This window comes from Rheinheimera pacifica (genome assembly GCF_024809855.1).
GTDB classification, from domain to species: Bacteria; Pseudomonadota; Gammaproteobacteria; order Enterobacterales; family Alteromonadaceae; genus Alishewanella; species Alishewanella pacifica_A.
Genome location: NZ_JANUEM010000002.1, coordinates 317,027 through 334,585 on the forward strand (window position 1 = coordinate 317,027; position 17,559 = coordinate 334,585).

Below are 17,559 nucleotides of genomic sequence, written 5' to 3' on the forward strand. Positions count from 1 at the left end.
CGGGCACGGGCTTTAGCATAGCGTTGTTTTAGCTAATTTACAGCATCTTACTGTGGGCAAGCACCTGTTTGCCAGTAACCGGTGCTGGTAGAGTGCAATGTGCTGATCCCCCAGGTAGAACCGGCTAATGCAGTATTACTGCCGGTGGCAAAATAATCTGGCAGCAGCGGGTTACCTGTGCTGTATGCCCGGCCGGCAACCTTATGGCTGTAATTGTTGTTGCTAAATTGCACACAGTCTGCCGGTGGTGGTGTGGTACCGCCATTGTCGCCACCACCGCCTGGGGTGCTGCAACTTTGGCTTGGGCCAAAACAGCTGCCGTCATTATCCTGCCAGCGGCACTGGGCGCCGCTTACCAGTTGCTCGCGCAGCACAAAGCTGGCGGTACCATATTCCAGATAGCAGTTGGCATAATTGGTGTAATCTAACCGGCCAGCACTGATATGTTGATCCAGCGTAGCGTTTTGCCCGGCATCTATACTGAAATTAAGCAGCTCAGTGCTGAACAACCCACTTTGATCCAGTGCTGTTATTAAGGCGGTATTTTCGCCACCGGGCAGATTACAACGCTGGGCGCTGAACAGATCGCCGTTAACAGTGGCGTTCATGGTGCCGTTACTGAATTCCACACTAACAGAGGCTAAATCGCGGTTTAGATCAAACACCTTGCCATTTACCATAGCACACTGGCCGTTAACACTTACCTGCAGTTCACTCAGCTCGGGGGCTGCATCCGGTGGCGGAGGCCCCAGCAGTAACGAAGCGCTGTAAGTGCTGCTGAGCAGGCCGTTACTGTCGCTGGCGCTTACACTTATCTGGTACCAGTCGTTTGCCAGTGGTGGGCTGCTCAGGCTGAAATTACCTGTGGGGTCCGGCGTAGTAACGGCGTTTTGTTTCTGGTTCAGGCTGTTGGTAAAGCTGGCACTGATGCTGATACTATCACCGTCGGCATCAACTGCTGTACCGCTGATACTGATCTGGTTATTGGCCTGGCTAACGCTGATATTGCTCAGCTCTGGCGCACTGTTGCGGTTAACCCTTTGGTTATTATTCTGAAAATACTGCCCTAAATAGCTGGCATAATTAATACTGCCTGCACTGATGTAAGCACCGCTGGCAGCCTGACCACCAGACCATGCATGGTTAACACCATTAAACCACAGCATAGATACCCGGCCATCCTGCCACAGAGTTTCATCAGCAGTACGGCTGCTGCCTTCGCTAATCAGGTTTTCGCCGCTTAGCCGCGTTACGTTATACAAACCGGCCATGCCGGTGGCATTTTGCTCGTTGTAGCACAGGTTTACTGTGGTATCGCTGCGGCCATGAGCAATTGAGGCAATCTGGCTGCTAAAGTGGCTGGCGTAGCTGCCGGCATATTGCGTGCAGCGGCTGGCCACATTGGCGGTTTCACACGGGCCAATAGCACCGTTAGAGCTGGTGCCAATGCTGGGGCCAGCGCTGACACCCACACCGGCGAAAATATCCGGTGCCAGACAAGCGGTGGTATGGGCGAAACTGGCACCAGAGGATAAACCGGCAATATAAACCTGATTCGGGTCAATTTGATAACCGCTGTTGGCGGTTAGCGTGGTGGCCAGGGTGATCAGGTTTTTATAGTCGCCCGCTGTGCGTGATCGGGTGCCCTGCCAGTAAGACCAGCAACCAAAACCCGCTTTGTTCATTGCATCCGGTACAGCAATCACCAAGCCATATTGTTCTGCCGCCTGCGCCAGATTAGCGGTTAAATAGGCATCTACCGACTGGGTGCAGCCATGCAGCACCAGCAGCAGGCCCCGGCCCTGTCCAACGGCGGATACGGAATCCGGTGTATAAAGGTGCACTTTATTAAAGCCGCCAATGGCGACATTTTGTTGCCAGCTACCGGCGTTTGCCATAGCAGAGCTTAGCAGACCAAGTGTAACTATGGCTGCCAGTGTAGAGTGATGTTTTTTCACGTCGTCTGTTCCTTATCATTATTGTTTTATTGAACACCGAAGCGACGCAGCCTCTCCCTGTCTGTGTGATACCAACCGCAGCAGCAGGCCTCAGCGTGGTAAAAACTATAGGCGGTAGCGGGTAAAAGTGGTTTAGTACTTTAGTGCAGCAGTCTTGGCGGCAACGGAGCAAATGGCTGATTTACCGACGGGTGGTAACAATTAACCGTTAAATGCCCTACTCAGCACATATAGCTGGTTATATAGTGTAGTGATAATAACAACGAGAAATGCAATATGCGCTTAATACAACAGCTAGCCGGAACAGTCTTACTGGTAGTTACTCTTATTAGTCTGCCGGTTTGGGCAGCTAAAATCGCGTTAACTAACATTAATCTGGTTGACGTGGAAAGCCTTACCATAAAGCCGTCGCAAACCATTTTGCTGCAAGATGATACTATCCACGCTATTTTGCCAGACAGCCAGCCGATACCCTCAAGTTATATACAGGTAGATTTGGCCGGTAAATATGTGCTGCCGGGCTTAATTGATGCTCATGTGCATCACGCGACTGAACCTGAAGGCTACAACAATGCCGATATTACGCGTTTGCGCCTGCAAAAACTGCTGCGTGGTGGGGTAACGTCGGTAAGGGATATGGCCGGTGATGTGCGCGTGCTTGCGGGGCTAAAACGTAGCGCCCAGCTTGATTTAATTCAGGCGCCGGATATTTACTACTCAGTTATTTTGGGTGGCAAAAGCTTTTTCAGCGATCCCAGAACCGCAGCGGCGGCAAAAGGCGAAACGCCCGGTGAAACCGACTGGATGCGCTCGGTGGACGATAATACTGATGTTGATGCCCTGATGCAGCGTGTGCTGGGCACCGGTGCCACGGGTATTAAAATTTATGCCGATGTACCGGCCAGCATAGTTAAACCGCTGGCAGATGCGGCAAAAAAAGCCGGTTTAAAGGTATGGTCGCATGCGTATATTGGGCCGGATAAACCTTCTGCAGTGGTAGCCGCCGGTGTTGAGGTAATATCACATATACCAGATTTATCTGCTGAAGTTATTCCGGATTATAAAGCCTGGCGGCGTAAGGATGCCTCTATCAGTGAAGCCGTTAAAGCGGCATCGTTTGACAGCAGCAACTACCACAGTTTACTGCGCAGCATACAGCAGCAAGGCATAGTACTGGACGCCACTTTGACAGTATTTGAGCAACACCGTGATAGGGGCCCTAACCGCGAGTTGATGTTTCAGCACGGTATTTTTCTGACCAAACTGGCTCTAAAGCAAGGTATTACGCTGGCGGCAGGCACTGATACTTTTGATGATGCTGCGCCACTGCCTATGCTGCATCATGAGCTGAAACTGCTGGTAGAACTGGCAGGCTTAACACCAGCACAGGCATTGCAAGCCGCTACACTGAACAGCGCAAAAACCATCGGTATTGCAGCTAAGGCTGGTAGCATCGCTGTTGGCAAAGTGGCCAACCTGCTAATTGTTAATGCCGATCCCTTCGCTGATATCAGCCATAGCTCTGATATTGCCCATGTGATTAAAAATGGCCGCTTTATTGATCGTGGCACAGGTCAGCATTTACCTGTTGCAGCCAACAACGGCGCATCGCAACCGCCGACAGCGGAATTTAACTGGCCAAACGGCGCTAAAGCTGCGGTAAGCCTGGCGTATGACGATACACTGGCCTCGCAGTTGGATGTGGCGCTGGTGCAGCTAAACCGGCACCAGCTTAAAGCCAGTTTTTACCTGCAGTTATCCAGCCCGCTGTTAGCTGCACGTTTAAGCGAGTGGCGTGCAGCTGCCGCGCAGGGCCATGAACTGGGCAACCATACGCTGTTTCATCAATGTTCTGCTAGCAAACCCGGCCGTGATTGGGTGGCAGCGGAAAATGATCTGGATAACATCAGCGCGGTACAGTTGGTACAACAAATCCGGTTGGCTAACAGCATGCTATTTGCCATCGACGGTAAAACCGAACGCACCTTTACCGCTCCCTGCGGAGACGAGTCAGCAGGCGGCCAGCCTTATTTACCGCTGATATACGACGACTTTGTCGCAATAAAGGCCAAAACAGGGCCTGTGGTTGCCAATATGGCGCAGTTAAATGTGCATGCAGTTGAGGTAATAGCTCCGGTGGGTAGCAGTGGTGCAGAGTTAATCGCGCTGGTTAAACAGGCTGCGCAATACGGCACTATGGTGAATTTTACTTTCCATGGTATCGGTGGCGATCACTTAAGTGTATCGGCAGACGCCCACGCTGAACTGCTAGCGTACCTGGCTGCCAACCGCGATACCTACTGGACTGACACCTTTATTAATATTATGCAGTATGTAAAAGTAAATTAGCCTGGGTCTTTGCTAAGTACATTGTTTTTTCTTAACTAATCTATACTTGCCGAACTTATTCTGTCCTAATATTTGCCAGAGCTACATCACAAGGAAATCTTCATGCACTCTACGCTAAAAATGCGGCTGTTATTTAGCAGCCTGGCCGCTGTTCTGGTTACCGTGATTACACTGGTTGGTCTTACTACCTACTTTATCCGCCATCATGCCTTGATTGATACTCAGGAAAAAATAGACCAGTTAGCCACTACTTTTGCCGGTGGTGTAGGGCAGTGGATGGAGGATAAAAAAAGTAATATCAGCAGTTTGAAATCTACCATTGAAGCCGATCCGGAAGTAAATGTGCGGCTACATTTGCTGCAAACTCAAAATGCCGCCCGGTTTGGCTCTACGTTTTTTGGTAGCGAAGCGGGGGTAATGATGTACCAGGACGCAGCACTGGACAACGCCAATCTGGATCCGCGCACCCGCCCCTGGTATCTGGATGCAAAAGCCGCAGGCACTATTGCCATTACCGCGCCTTACATTAGTTCATCGCTAAAAAAACAAGTTGTTACTATTGCCGAACCGGTGATGGTTTCTGGCCGGCTGTATGGTGTGGTTGCCGCCAATTTAACCATTGAACAGCTAACCGATGCCGTTTTACAACTGAAAGTACCGGGCGACGGTTATGGCATTATGGTGCAAAAAAGTGGTCTGATTATCAGCCATCCCAACAAAGCTTTAAACGAAAAACAAATTACCGACATAGACAACAGCTTTACGCTGCCGTGGCTAGCCCAAAATATGGGCACCGCTACCCTGACAGAGCACATTCTGGATGGATCTACCAAACTGGTCTACACCACTGCTATTCCACACACCGATTGGGCCTTAATTTTTGTTATGGGCAAGCAGGAGATTATGGCGCAATCAACCGGTCTGGCCTGGATTATGTCATTTGCCGGTGGTGCTTTAATGATACTATTCGGTATTATTCTTATCGCCATTTTTAAACTGCAGTTCCGCGATTTAGAGCGTGTTGCCCAGGCGCTTAACAATATTGCCGAAGGTGAAGGTGATCTTACTGTAAGCATTAAAACGGCTAACCAGCGCGACGAAATTGGCGTACTGGCTTCTGGTTTTAACCGTTTTGTTTCGCGCTTACACGGCATGATTTCGCGTATGCACGATATTGCCGGCCAACTGGAAACTCAGGCTAAAAGTAGCAGCAACTCTGCCATGCAAACCAGCCAGCGTATTGAAGTACAACAAGATGAAGTTACCATGGTAGCGACGGCTGTTACCGAAATGGCTGCCGCCACCGAGGAAATCGCCGGTAATGCCGATCATACGGCGCAAACGGCACAGGATGCTGTTAGCTTGTCTGAACATGGCAAACAGCAAGTAACAAAAAGCCAAACTTCTATTCGCGATCTGGCCCGTGAAGTAGAAACAGCCAGTACTATTATTGGTGAATTAAATGCCCACTCGCAAAAAATCAGTAGTATTTTGTCCACCATCAGTGGCATTGCTGAGCAAACCAACTTACTGGCATTAAACGCTGCTATTGAAGCCGCTCGCGCCGGTGATCAGGGCCGGGGTTTTGCCGTGGTTGCAGATGAAGTACGGGTGCTGTCGCAGCGCACGCATTCATCAACGCAAGAAATTCAAACCATGATTGAAACCCTGCAACAAACTGCTGCTAAAGCAGTGAAGTCGATGACACAAAGCCACCAAATGGCAGAAACCAGCGTAAGTGACGCCCACTCAGCCAGCGAGAGTCTGGTAAAAATCAGCCAGGCCATTCACGAGATTTCAGGTATGGCCATTCAAATAGCCACCGCAGCTGAAGAGCAAACATCGGTTACCAGTGAAATTAACCGCAACACGGAGTCTATCCGCACTGTATCTGAAAGTCTGTCAACCGAGGCTCAGGCTGCCAAAGCACAAGCGCAGGAACTGGCAAACCTTGCTGCATCACTGCAGCAGGAAGTGGGGCGTTTCAAACTGTAGGGTTTAATAACAACGCTGTGGCAGGATAGCTAAATGCCCCTCTTTACTCTTCGCAAGGAGTTAACGGGCATTTAAATGTAAAGCACACTGCCTCTTGTGTTATTCGCCTACAAAACGGCACATACCTTTACCCAGTGTCTCGCCATCGCGTTCAACAAAGCCGTAGCGGCGGTAAAAAGCCATCACCTACAACACGCGCCATACCAATAAGCTTACCGTCAAGCCGCACGGTAGTGTTGAACAGTGAGTTATTCAGACTATTTTGCGCAGTGCTAAGCTCAATGCAGTCCCAACCCACTTTGCTGCGCAGGGCGATATATTCAGCCGCTGTGGGTGGCTGGTCAGTGGTAATGTAGCCATGCGTTTTTATCATGGGCACCGCTGGCCTATTCATGGCTGCCACAACTGGTGACTACTGAACGGGAATAATCCAGCAGTACGTTCAGGCTTGGGTCATTAAACTCAGCGCTATAGGTTCGGTTAAAAAGGTTCGCCAAATCCTCAGACGATTTATTCGTTGTGCCATTGCTGGTGCCGAGTATCTGAAAGGTCTCCATTATACTGGCGTGTAAGCACTCAGCTTCCGGCTCTGCCGACTCGCTACAATACTGTGTTAACTCTTTGCGGGCACTATTATCGCTGCTGCCGTTGGCGGTGGCCAAGAACCGAAGCACACTAATATAGTGGGCGCTAACTTGCTCTGGATCATCAAGCATTGGCTTCATCGCGTTCAGTATGGCAAGGGCTTTATCAAAGTCTTTGCTGTTTTGCGTTTTAGCACCGCGCAGAATTAAAAACCGCGCAACATTGTTGCCTACAACATATTCGCGGTCGTTGCCGACTTCACGCATGGCGGCAATGGCTGCATCTGCCCCCTCGGTGTTATAACGATACTCTGCACTGCACAGTTGTTGGTACATACGGGCATTATTATCGCTGCACGCGGCGAGGATTATAACAAGGGGTAGAATGAAGATTGGCCGGTAGCGCATACAGGAGTCCATTTTCTAAGTCGTTGCGGGTGCTTATAAGCACCGTGGTAGTATTTGGGTGGATGGCAAACTTATATGTGGCGCAGAGTGCTGTCAATATGGTTGTTTGCCGGTTCATTGCCTCAGTTTGCTGATGACCAACAGAGCTGCGTAAAATCAGTGGCAGTGAACAAACTGATTTATGCTTTATTGGCTGACCTTTAAACCATAGCCCGTTGGTTTATAGCCTAAATTCCACTCGCGCTTGCCGCTGACAAAGGGGTTGTCGTGGCCCATATGTTGTTGGATGCGTTGGTTTAACTCACGCTCTTGCGGTGTTACCGGGTCTTGCTTGTGCCAGACGATAAACAGCTGCTGCTGGGCGCGTGACAGGTTTAGGTTGTATTTGTCAGCCATATAAAAGTAAATACGCGCTATATCGCCACGTACCGGCGGGGCAGGTTCGAATACCTGCTGTTTAAAATCTACTTTTACCGGGCAGGCGCCATGTTGGTGCTGCGTGCCTGGTAAAACACCAAAGCGGAAGTTACTGCGATCGCCGTTTACTTCACCTATGGCCGGTACCAGGTTGTATAAATCGGCTTCCATGGCGCGAAATACGCTGTCGGTTTTTACGCAGTTTTTCCGTCCGCCGTCTTGCCAGCACTGGCGCTGGTGGCCAAAGTGGTGTGCCGGCATAACGTGTTCCCACTCTATCCGGTTTGCGCGGGGGCCGTTTTTACGCACCTGATAACCGCAGCCGGCTAAATCGGGAATACCTTTCCCGCCTTGCCAGCGAATATCGCAGTCGCAATAAAAGCTTTTCGCTTCAGGGGCGTGAATGCGCTGGGCTAAACGTTTGGCCTGATCAAAGTTGGCGGGGGCGGCTAAAGCAAATACAGAAAACAGCAGCAAAAAGCTGCCGGCACAACAAGATAAAAACTTCATTCACTACCACTTACTTCAGTGAGAACCAATTCTTTTTATTAAAATACTGCTTTAAACACGAACAAACTTACCCACACCAACACGCCATAAATACGTCCATGTAGGCCCGCAGGGTGAACTTCATCCTGAAGTTCACCCTGCGGGCCAGCGGAGCTGTTCAAATTCGTTCCTGACGAATTTGTCAGCATCCGGGGCTCCAACGGTTGGTTAGGGTAAGCTTGTTTTTGCTTATATGTTTACAGTTAGCCAGAGCATACTCAGCCGCGCTGAACAGCAACTGACTTAATGCGTTTTACCGGCTATCTGCTCGATATCCTGCTGCAACGGTTTACGCAGGCCAAGTTTAAAACCCAGCTCGGCCATAATAAATAACGGGCCAATCAGCAAGCCAATCAAATCATCGACAAAGGCCGGTTTTTTGCCTTCGTAATAATGGCCAATAAACTGCAACACCCAACCGACAACAAAAATGGCAATTGAACTGCCAAGCCACAACCCGAAGGGTAAGGTGGCCAGTTTTGCTGCCAGCAGCAGGCTAATACCGCTAAAAACAAACATAACCAGGCCAAAGCGCAAGTCCAGCCGCAGGTAAAACGCCATACTGCCAATAAACAGCAATAATGCCGGGGTAATAACCATGCCTGCCAGCGTAAATAACGGCCAGTACAGCAGGGCAAATACTGCCACCACTATTAACGGTATGCCGGCGTAGTGGGTAAGAATATTGCGCTCGTCGCGGTGGTATAGCGCATACTGGCTTAAATGTTCGGTCAGGGTTTTCATTGTTATTCTGCCTGCGTGTGTCCGCTGTTGGGTCGGGTATTGCTAAGCCTAAATCCGGTATGGCAGCGGGTCAATGAGACACTTTGTTCCCAATGTAGCTAAGTTGTGAAATTGGCGTATATAGGCAATAAATTTTGTAGCTAAAGGCGTAGGCTTGCGATGTGTTAACGGAGCTTGCTGTCAATAACACTTAGTGGTGCGGCGGGGACCGCACTGCTGCCCATTCACGGATGACTTGCATAAACCAATGAAAAATAAAGGATAGACCAATGCAAGTAATCAGTACCATGCTAAAGCGTCAGCTATTGTGGCTGGCATTCGTTGTGAGTTCAGGTGTGTTTTCGTCGGCTGCTGTTGCCGATGCTATTTTACATGCCTTTGACTGGCACTATGATGAAGTTGCTGCCAAAGCGACAGAAATAAAAAATCTGGGTTATAAAGCGGTATTAGTGGCACCGCCGTTAAAATCGAACGCGGGCAATTGTGCCTGGTGGCAGCGTTATCAGCCACAGGATATCCGTGTCATTGATCATTGCAAAGGTAACAAACAATCGTTTGTAAATATGATCAATGCCCTGAACGACACCAACCCGGCGCGTAAAGTAGATGTGTACGCCGATATCGTATTAAACCATATGGCGAATGAGCGTAACGGCGCGACTGACTTTCCCGGCCAGGCTGCAGTAAATAGCTATGGCAGTAACAGCAGTTACTGGAATAACCAGCGCCTGTTTGGCAATTTAACCCAGGGTTTGTTTGGCGCCAGCGACTTTAACCCGGCTAACTGTATCAGCAACTATAACGATGTATGGCAGGTGCAAAACTGGCGGCTGTGCGGTGGTGCGGGTGATGTCGGTTTGCCGGATCTGAACCCCAACAGCTGGGTGGTGCAGCAACAGCGTAATTACTTAACCGCATTAAAAGACTTAGGCGTAAAAGGCTTTAGGGTTGATGCGGCCAAGCATATGACCATTTGGCATATTAATGAAATTTTCACCAGCAGCATTAAAAATGGTATGTACGTGTTTGGTGAAATTATTACCAGCGGTGGAGCCGGTAATAACGAATTCGATAGCTTCTTATCGCCTTACCTGGCCTATACCGACCATAAAGCCTACGATTTTCCGCTGTTTAGCGCTATTCGCAGTGCCTTTAGTTTTGGCGGTAGCTTAAGCCAGCTGGTTAATCCGTTGTCTAATGGTCAGGCGCTGCAAAACAGCCGGGCAGTAACCTTTACTGTTACGCATGATATTCCGACCAATGACGGTTTTCGTTATCTGATTATGGATGCTACCGACGAATATCTGGCCTATGCCTACATTATGGGCCGTGATGGTGGTAAGCCGCTGATATTCAGCGACAGCACCGGCACTGATAACAACCGCTGGGTTAATGCCTATAAAGCCGATCATATTGGCAAAATGCTGAATTTCCATAACCGTATGCAGGGGCAGGGCATGGAAATGTTAGCCTGGAATGACTGTGCTATTTTGTTCCGCCGTGGTCAGGAAGGCGTGGTAGGCATTAATAAGTGCAGCAGCAACCAGAGCTTTAACATTAACACCAACGGCCGCTTTTACTGGTACCGTAATTACCGCGACGTGTTAAGTGGCGGTAATCTGGTGTATATCAATGGTGGCAGCTACAACTTCAGTATTCCGGCGCGTCAGGCCAGAATGTGGTACGCCGACTAAGTCATTTGTGCTTAGTCAGCACTGAATAACGCCAGTAAATCTTCGGCCTTGCCTTGCCATGGCTGGCCCTGGCCACCGGCAAACAGCTGGTCGGCCAGCTGGCGTTTGTGTTGCTGCAGTAGCTGTACTTTTTGCTCTACGGTATTGCTGGCGATCAGCTTATAAACAAATACGGCTTTTTTCTGGCCGATGCGGTGGGCGCGATCAGTAGCCTGGGCTTCTGCGGCGGGATTCCACCAGGGGTCGTAGTGAATAACGGTATCGGCAGCGGTAAGGTTTAAACCGGTACCACCAGCTTTTAAGCTGATTAAAAATACCCGGGTTTCACTACTTTGAAAGGCATCAATCTGCTGCTGGCGGTGTTTAGTCTGGCCGGTGAGTTTGCTGTAGCTGATGCCCAGGGCGTTCAGCTCATCTTCTATCAGTGTCAGCATGCTGGCAAACTGGCTGAACAGTAAAATATTGCGGCCCTCTTCCAGCATTTCCGGCAGGGTGTCGCGCAGCCACTGTAACTTGGCATTGGTTTGCACTGAGCGGGCATGTTCAACCGGTACCAGCCGGGCATCACAGCAAGCCTGGCGCAGCTTTAACAAGGCATCTAAAAACTGGATCTGGCTGGCGGCCACACCTTTTTGCACAAATAGTTCACGTACTTTGGTTTCCATTACCAGGCGGATACTTTCATACAGGTTACGCTGGTCGCTTTCTAATTCCAGTAGCTGCACTATCTCGGTTTTGTCTGGTAACTCACTGGCTACCTGGGCTTTGGTGCGGCGCAGCATAAAGGGCGCAATACGGGCTTTTAACGCATGCGCGCGCTCGGCATCGCCGTGTTTTTCTATCGGTTTGCGGTATACCTGGTTAAAGTGAGTGTCGTTACCCAGCAGGCCGGGCAGCACAAAATCAAAAATCGACTTTAACTCGCCTAAGTGGTTTTCCAGCGGGGTGCCCGACAACGCCAGTTTAAAATCGGCTTTTAATAAGCGCACCGCTTTGGCCGCCAGGCTACCGGCATTTTTAATATGCTGGGCTTCATCCAGAATAACAGCGCTAAGCGGCTGGTTCTGGTAATACTTATGATCACGCACCACCAGCGGATAGCTGGTTACGATCAGATCGTAATTGCTCAGTTCATTAAACAGCGGCTGGCGCTTATTGCCATGAATTTGCAATACCCGCAGTTGCGGTGTAAATCGTGCGGCCTCAGCCAGCCAGTTACCCAATACGCTGGTAGGGCAGATAATAAGCGCCGGGTGTTGTAACTCGCCGCGCTGCTTTTGCAGCAGTAGCAAGCTTAGGGTTTGCAGGGTTTTACCCAGGCCCATATCGTCGGCCAGTACGCCGCCTAAGCCAAACTCACGCAAAAAGCTTAGCCAGCTTAAGCCCTGTAGCTGGTAATCACGCAGTGATGCTTGCAGGCCCTGCGGCACGTCGCACGGGGTAATGCCATTAAAATTGTGCAGCAGGTTACTTAAACGCTGTACACGTTGTGCATTTAAAAACTGGATGTCTTTGGCTGTTTCCGGTGGTAATAACGCCGCTTTAAATGCGGGTAAATCCAGGCTGAACTGTGGCTTATTCGGGTTTAGCAGTTCAATAATGGTGTCAATAAACGGCTGGATCAGTGCCAGCGGTAACGCCAGCTTACCTTGTGGTAATGACAACCAGATGGGTTTATCAGCATCGGGCAAGCCATGCTGGCGCAGCCACTGGCTGATCAGCGGCAGCAGCGGCACCTGGGTGCCGTCGATATCAACCTGTATGGCTAAAGCAAAACCACCCACGGCATTGTCCTGCACCTGCAGGTAAGGGGCGCCGTTTAATATATCCAGGTTAAAATTATCATCACGGGCAATATGCCAGCCTTGCTGTTCTAAGTGTGGCAGTGCGTCCAGCAAGGGTTGCCATAACAGTGGGTTGTCTGGCCCTTCACCCACGCCAAACGCACTTTGGTCGCTGTAAGGTGGCGGCAATGCCGGTAGTTGCAGCAGTTCAAGCTGTAACAATTGCTCCAGCGCGCTGGTTTCTGTAGCCCGGTGCCGTTTGATAAAAACAGTGGTGTCATCCTGTACCAGCTCGGTTTGTGCCTGCGTCAGATTAAGTGGTAGCAAGTAGCTGGCATACTGAAACTGCAGCACAGCTGTAGGCTCACTGCGGCCTTTGGCTTTATGTGGCAGCATTTTTAACTGCAATACCGGCCGTGGTGTGCTGCTGATTTGTTTTAGCCCGGCGGCGCTGGGCAACGGCAGGCTGGTTTGGTTAAACAGCTGTTGCAGGCGGCTGATACTTGGCGCCAGTGCCTGCTGCGGTATCGGTGGTATTTTGTTTAACAGCTTTAACTGCGCACTGCTAAGAGCGGTGTCCAGCTCGCCTATCTGGTAGTAACTGGTGTCCAGATAACAGGGGGGATCGGTATAAACCAGCTCAAAGTCGCGGTCATCGTCGTCCAGCTGCCAGCTCAGTTGCTGGCCTGCTGCGGTATCCTGCCAGGTAAAAGCCAGCGCCCGTTTCGGGCCCTGCTGCACCGGGTAGCGCGCTTCAGAAAAAAAGCAGCGGCCACTGCCCAATAATTGTTGCAGCAACTGATATCCCCAGTCACCTTCCAGCAGTGGTAAATCGCGCAGGCTTTGAGCGCGGAAATAACTTAGCAGGCGGTAATCCTGCTCATCAATCCAGTGCGGTATACCTGGGGTAACTAAATCGTATTTGCCAATGGCTACGCCTTTGGTATAACCGCCTTTTTTACTTTCGCGCACCCTGCGCGGGCTAAGTTGTAGCCCAGCCTGGCCATAAGACAACAAATACAGCACTACATCTTTTTCATCCCGCGCCGGGGCAAGAGACTGTTCTACCTGTTCAAACCACTGGTTTAGCTGGCGCACCGGTTGTTGCTCCAGTTGCAGCTTGTGTTGCTGGTAATCGCGCTGCAGCCGCAGCAGTACGGCCAGCACGTGTTTGCAATTGGCACCTACCGGGCAGGTGCAGCGGTTTTGCAGCTGCCAGCCGCTGCTGTTGTGTTTAAGGCTGATAAATTGCCGGTATGGCGTAAAAGCTGCGCCCCATACCTGAGCACCGATCTCAGATAAGTCGCTGTTGTATTCCAACTTGACCACTTTACCGGCCTGCAAATACGCCTGAGCCCGGTGAAAGGTTACGGCATCAAACCAGAGTTCTAGCTGTTGCTGGCTAAGTGGGAACGCAGTATCGGTTGTCATAACGCCTGAATGTTGAACACAAAGGCGTAATGCTACCGCAGTTTTGCCCCAAGCCAAATGCGATAGCGTGAAATAAAATAAATTTGTACAGATCCAGCACGATAAACCGCCACTGGAGTGTTAACAAAAAGCCAGCTATGTTTATTTCGGCCCGGAGCAATTTAGCCCCGTTAACACAATAAAATCGCTACAGAGGTAACCATAATGATTAAAAAACTACTGCTGGCTGTAGTTGTGTTGCTGGCAATACCACTGGTGGCCGCATTATTTGTAAAGCAGGATTATAAAGTAGAAACTCAGGTAATTATTAAACAGCCAGTGACCGTGGTGTTTGATTACATTCGTTTTTTAACTAATCAGGACAACTTCAGTGTTTGGGCAGCACTGGACCCTAATATGCAAAAAACCGATCAGGGTGTTGATGGTACTGTGGGTTTTGTTTCGGGCTGGCATAGTGAAAATGCAGATGTGGGCACCGGCGAGCAGGAAATAAAAGCTATAGTGGAAGGCGCCCGGATAGATTACGAACTGCGTTTTTACCAGCCTTATGCTGCAGTGTCGCCAGCTTATATGCAAACAGAAGCCGTTAACGCAGAACAAACCAGGGTAACCTGGGGTTTTGCCGGCCATATTCCTTACCCCATTAACCTTATGCTGTTGTTTATCGACGTTGAAGCGATGATAGCGGCAGATTTGCAGCAAGGCCTGGAAAACCTGAAGCTCATTCTGGAAACACCAGCGGCAGAGCCTGCAGAAATGCCAGCAAGCTAATTTTACGCTTGCTAATATTTAACAATATGCTAAATATTAATTATCTTTTTTATTTGTCCGCGCAGGAGACAGGATGTCACTGGCCGTTGTTTTCAGTCGTGCCCGTCATGGTTTAGATGCCCCTTTAGTTACTGTTGAAGTGCATATCAGTAATGGCTTACCAGCTTTCCAACTGGTGGGCTTGCCCGAAACCTCGGTAAAAGAATCGCGTGATCGGGTGCGCAGCGCCATGGTAAACAGCGGTTTTGCCTTCCCTGACCGCAAAATCACCGTTAATTTAGCCCCGGCTGATTTACCCAAAGAAGGTGGCCGGTTCGATTTGCCGATAGCGCTGGGCATTATTGTGGCCTCTGGCCAGCTGGCCGAAAAAAGCCTGCAAGGCTATGAGTTTTGTGGCGAGCTGGCGCTGTCGGGCGAGATCCGCAGCATCGTAGGTGAAATTCCGGTGGCTATCGCCTGCCGTGATGCTGGCCGTGAAGTGGTGCTGCCAATGTTAAATGCCCAGCAGGCGCAGCAGGTACCCAAGGTAGTGGTGCACGGTGCCGAACATTTATTACAGGTGCACAGCTTTTTACTGGCCCAGCAGCCATTGCCAGCTATTCCGGCATTACCGGTGCGTGAACAGCAACATACGCCGGATTTAGCCGACGTAAAAGGCCAGGCACATGCCAAACGGGTGCTGGAAATTGCCGCCGCCGGTGAGCATAACCTGTTAATGCTGGGCCCGGCTGGTACCGGTAAATCTATGCTGGCACAGCGTTTACCCGGTATTATGCCGCCGCTGACAGAGCAGGAAGCACTGGCCACGGCTGCTATTTACTCTATTGCCGGGTTAAAGCGTAACTTAACCGACTGGCAGCAGAGGCCGTTTAGGTCGCCACATCACACCAGTTCTGCTGTGGCGCTGGTTGGTGGGGGTTCTGTGCCCAGGCCAGGTGAAATTTCGTTGTCGCATCACGGAATTTTGTTCCTTGATGAACTTCCGGAGTTCCCGCGCAAGGTGCTGGATGTGCTGCGCGAGCCGCTGGAAACCGGTGTGGTACATATTAGCCGTGCTGCGCGCCAGGCAGAATTTCCGGCGCAGTTTCAACTGGTAGCAGCATTAAACCCCAGCCCGACCGGGCACCATCAGGATGGCCGCGCCACGCCTGAGCAGGTAATGCGTTACTTAAACCGGTTGTCGGGCCCGTTTATCGACCGCATAGAGCTGCAAATTGAAGTGCCGCTGCTGCCCAAAGGCATGCTTAGCCAGCATACGCAGGAAGAAAGCAGCGCCAGTGTGCGCGAGCGGGTATTGGCAGCCAGGCAATTACAGCTGGCGCGGCAGGGTAAAGCTAATGCCCGCTTAAGCGGCAGTGAAATTGCCGATTTTTGCCCGTTGCAACAAGCCGATGCACGCTTTTTGGAAGACACCATTCACCGCTTTAAACTGTCGGCCCGTACTTACCATAAGATTATTAAAGTGGCGCGCAGTATTGCCGATTTACAGCAGCAAGCCCAAATTAGCCGCGCCCATTTAATGGAGGCCCTCAGCTACCGTGCGCTGGAGCGGCTGCTGAGTTATTTAAAGAACTGAGTCTCGCGTATATTAAAGCAGGAGTCGATGTACTCTAAGTCAACCGTTGCAGGCCAGGATGGCCGAATCGAGCCCCCAGGGATGGGTTTACGGCGTGTTGACGTGAGTATATCGGCTCATGCGTTACGCCTGAGCCTGTAAGTTACACCAATTTCCAATTTAAGGTTTCGCCGGCATAAAAAGGTACTATCGGGTTGCCGTTGGGCAGCGTAATTTCGTTTGGCACCTGCCACTGCTGTTTTTGCAGTATCACTGTGCCGCTGTTACGTGGCAAGCCATAAAAGTCGGCACCGTAGTGGCTGGCAAAGCCTTCCAGCTTATCCAGAACACCTAAATCATCAAATACCTGAGCATACAGCTCTATCGCGCTGTGGGCGCTGTAACAGCCGGCGCAGCCACAGGCAGACTCTTTGCGGTGTTTTTCATGTGGCGCAGAATCGGTGCCTAAAAAGAACTTGCTGGAGCCACTGGCCACAGCCGCGCGCAGCGCTTCCTGATGCGTGCGGCGTTTTAATACCGGCAGGCAATAGTTGTGTGGCCGTACGCCGCCGACTAACAAGTCGTTGCGGTTTAACAGTAAATGCTGTGGTGTAATAGTGGCCGCCACATTGGCAGAAGCCTGGGCTACAAAGCTGGCGGCATCGGCGGTAGTGATGTGCTCAAACACCACTTTCAGGCCGGGTAAGCGCGCAACAATATGCTGCAGGTAGCGGTCGATAAACACCTTTTCGCGGTCAAAAATATCAATATCGTGATCGGTAACTTCGCCATGCACCAGCAGTAACATACTTTGCTCTGCCATGGCTTCAAATACCGGATACAGGCTATCCAGCGCACTTACTGCATCGCTTGAGTTGGTGGTAGCTCCGGCCGGGTACAACTTAGCCGCAACCACACCGGCGGCTTTGGCTGCGCTGATATCGGCAGCGGTAGTTTTATCGGTTAAAAATAAGGTAACCAGCGGCTGAAAATTACTGCCTGCCGGGCGGGCTGACAAAATACGGTTGCGGTAGGCTACTGCCATGTCAGCGGTGGTTACCGGCGGTACTAAGTTCGGCATCACAATGGCACGGGCGAATTGCCGGGCAGTGGCCGGTACGGTTTCACGCAGCATATCGCCGTCACGAAAGTGTAAATGCCAGTCATCCGGGGTTTGTATGGTAAGCGTGGTCATGGAGGCTCCTGCAACTGCTGCGGCAAAAAAAGTGGCGCTATGATACCAAGTAACCTCGTTGGGTGAAATTGCTTCAGCGCGTATTGTGGTAAGTTGGCGTTCAGCGTAGCTTAGCCATTATTGAT

At 50.7% G+C, this 17,559-nt stretch carries 12 protein-coding genes; 5 read left to right on the forward strand and 7 right to left on the reverse strand.

Features of this window, described 5'->3' with window-relative positions:
• Window positions 1–47: 47 nt before the first annotated feature.
• A complete protein-coding gene (locus tag M2404_RS04340; protein ID WP_259238503.1) occupies window positions 48–1,958 on the reverse strand; it encodes an extracellular catalytic domain type 1 short-chain-length polyhydroxyalkanoate depolymerase in 1,911 nt (636 codons plus the stop codon).
• Between the two features lie 276 nt (window positions 1,959–2,234).
• Between M2404_RS04340 and M2404_RS04345 the strand changes: the two genes are divergently transcribed.
• Both M2404_RS04345 and M2404_RS04350 read left to right on the forward strand, forming a co-directional pair.
• Window positions 2,235–4,307: an amidohydrolase family protein gene (locus tag M2404_RS04345; RefSeq protein WP_259238504.1), complete on the forward strand. Its 2,073-nt coding sequence runs from the start codon at window positions 2,235–2,237 to the stop codon at window positions 4,305–4,307.
• Window positions 4,308–4,409: 102 nt separating this feature from the next.
• Window positions 4,410–6,302, forward strand: coding sequence for a methyl-accepting chemotaxis protein (locus M2404_RS04350; RefSeq protein WP_259238505.1), 1,893 nt, complete (start codon window positions 4,410–4,412; stop codon window positions 6,300–6,302).
• Between the two features lie 151 nt (window positions 6,303–6,453).
• Here the strand turns inward: M2404_RS04350 and M2404_RS04355 are convergent, their stop codons facing one another.
• The 4 genes from M2404_RS04355 to M2404_RS04370 all read right to left on the reverse strand — a co-directional run bounded on the left by M2404_RS04355 (window position 6,454) and on the right by M2404_RS04370 (window position 9,004).
• Window positions 6,454–6,675, reverse strand: coding sequence for a hypothetical protein (locus tag M2404_RS04355; RefSeq protein ID WP_259238506.1), 222 nt, complete (start codon window positions 6,673–6,675; stop codon window positions 6,454–6,456).
• A gap of 13 nt (window positions 6,676–6,688) precedes the next feature.
• On the reverse strand, window positions 6,689–7,222 hold the full coding sequence (locus M2404_RS04360) for a hypothetical protein (RefSeq protein ID WP_259238507.1): 534 nt from the start codon (window positions 7,220–7,222) through the stop codon (window positions 6,689–6,691).
• A 258-nt stretch (window positions 7,223–7,480) separates the two neighbouring features.
• On the reverse strand, window positions 7,481–8,221 hold the full coding sequence (locus M2404_RS04365; protein WP_259238508.1) for an endonuclease: 741 nt from the start codon (window positions 8,219–8,221) through the stop codon (window positions 7,481–7,483).
• Window positions 8,222–8,503: 282 nt separating this feature from the next.
• Entirely contained in the window at window positions 8,504–9,004 is a 501-nt protein-coding gene (locus M2404_RS04370; RefSeq protein ID WP_259238509.1) for an Mpo1 family 2-hydroxy fatty acid dioxygenase, read from the reverse strand.
• Between the two features lie 269 nt (window positions 9,005–9,273).
• Between M2404_RS04370 and M2404_RS04375 the strand changes: the two genes are divergently transcribed.
• A complete protein-coding gene (locus M2404_RS04375; RefSeq protein ID WP_259238510.1) occupies window positions 9,274–10,698 on the forward strand; it encodes an alpha-amylase family glycosyl hydrolase in 1,425 nt (474 codons plus the stop codon).
• An 11-nt stretch (window positions 10,699–10,709) separates the two neighbouring features.
• Here the strand turns inward: M2404_RS04375 and M2404_RS04380 are convergent, their stop codons facing one another.
• The gene (locus M2404_RS04380; protein ID WP_259238511.1) at window positions 10,710–13,913 is read right to left on the reverse strand and encodes a DEAD/DEAH box helicase; all 3,204 of its coding nucleotides are present in this window, start codon (window positions 13,911–13,913) and stop codon (window positions 10,710–10,712) included.
• A 204-nt stretch (window positions 13,914–14,117) separates the two neighbouring features.
• Here M2404_RS04380 and M2404_RS04385 point away from each other — a divergent pair, with 204 nt between their 5' ends.
• Both M2404_RS04385 and M2404_RS04390 read left to right on the forward strand, forming a co-directional pair.
• A complete protein-coding gene (locus tag M2404_RS04385; protein ID WP_259238512.1) occupies window positions 14,118–14,684 on the forward strand; it encodes an SRPBCC family protein in 567 nt (188 codons plus the stop codon).
• Between the two features lie 73 nt (window positions 14,685–14,757).
• Window positions 14,758–16,260 (forward strand): YifB family Mg chelatase-like AAA ATPase, encoded by a 1,503-nt coding sequence (locus M2404_RS04390; RefSeq protein WP_259238513.1) that lies wholly within the window; start codon window positions 14,758–14,760, stop codon window positions 16,258–16,260.
• Between the two features lie 142 nt (window positions 16,261–16,402).
• Here M2404_RS04390 and pyrC read toward each other — a convergent pair whose 3' ends face one another.
• Window positions 16,403–17,434, reverse strand: coding sequence for a dihydroorotase (gene pyrC, locus M2404_RS04395; RefSeq protein WP_259238514.1), 1,032 nt, complete (start codon window positions 17,432–17,434; stop codon window positions 16,403–16,405).
• Window positions 17,435–17,559 lie beyond the last annotated feature (125 nt).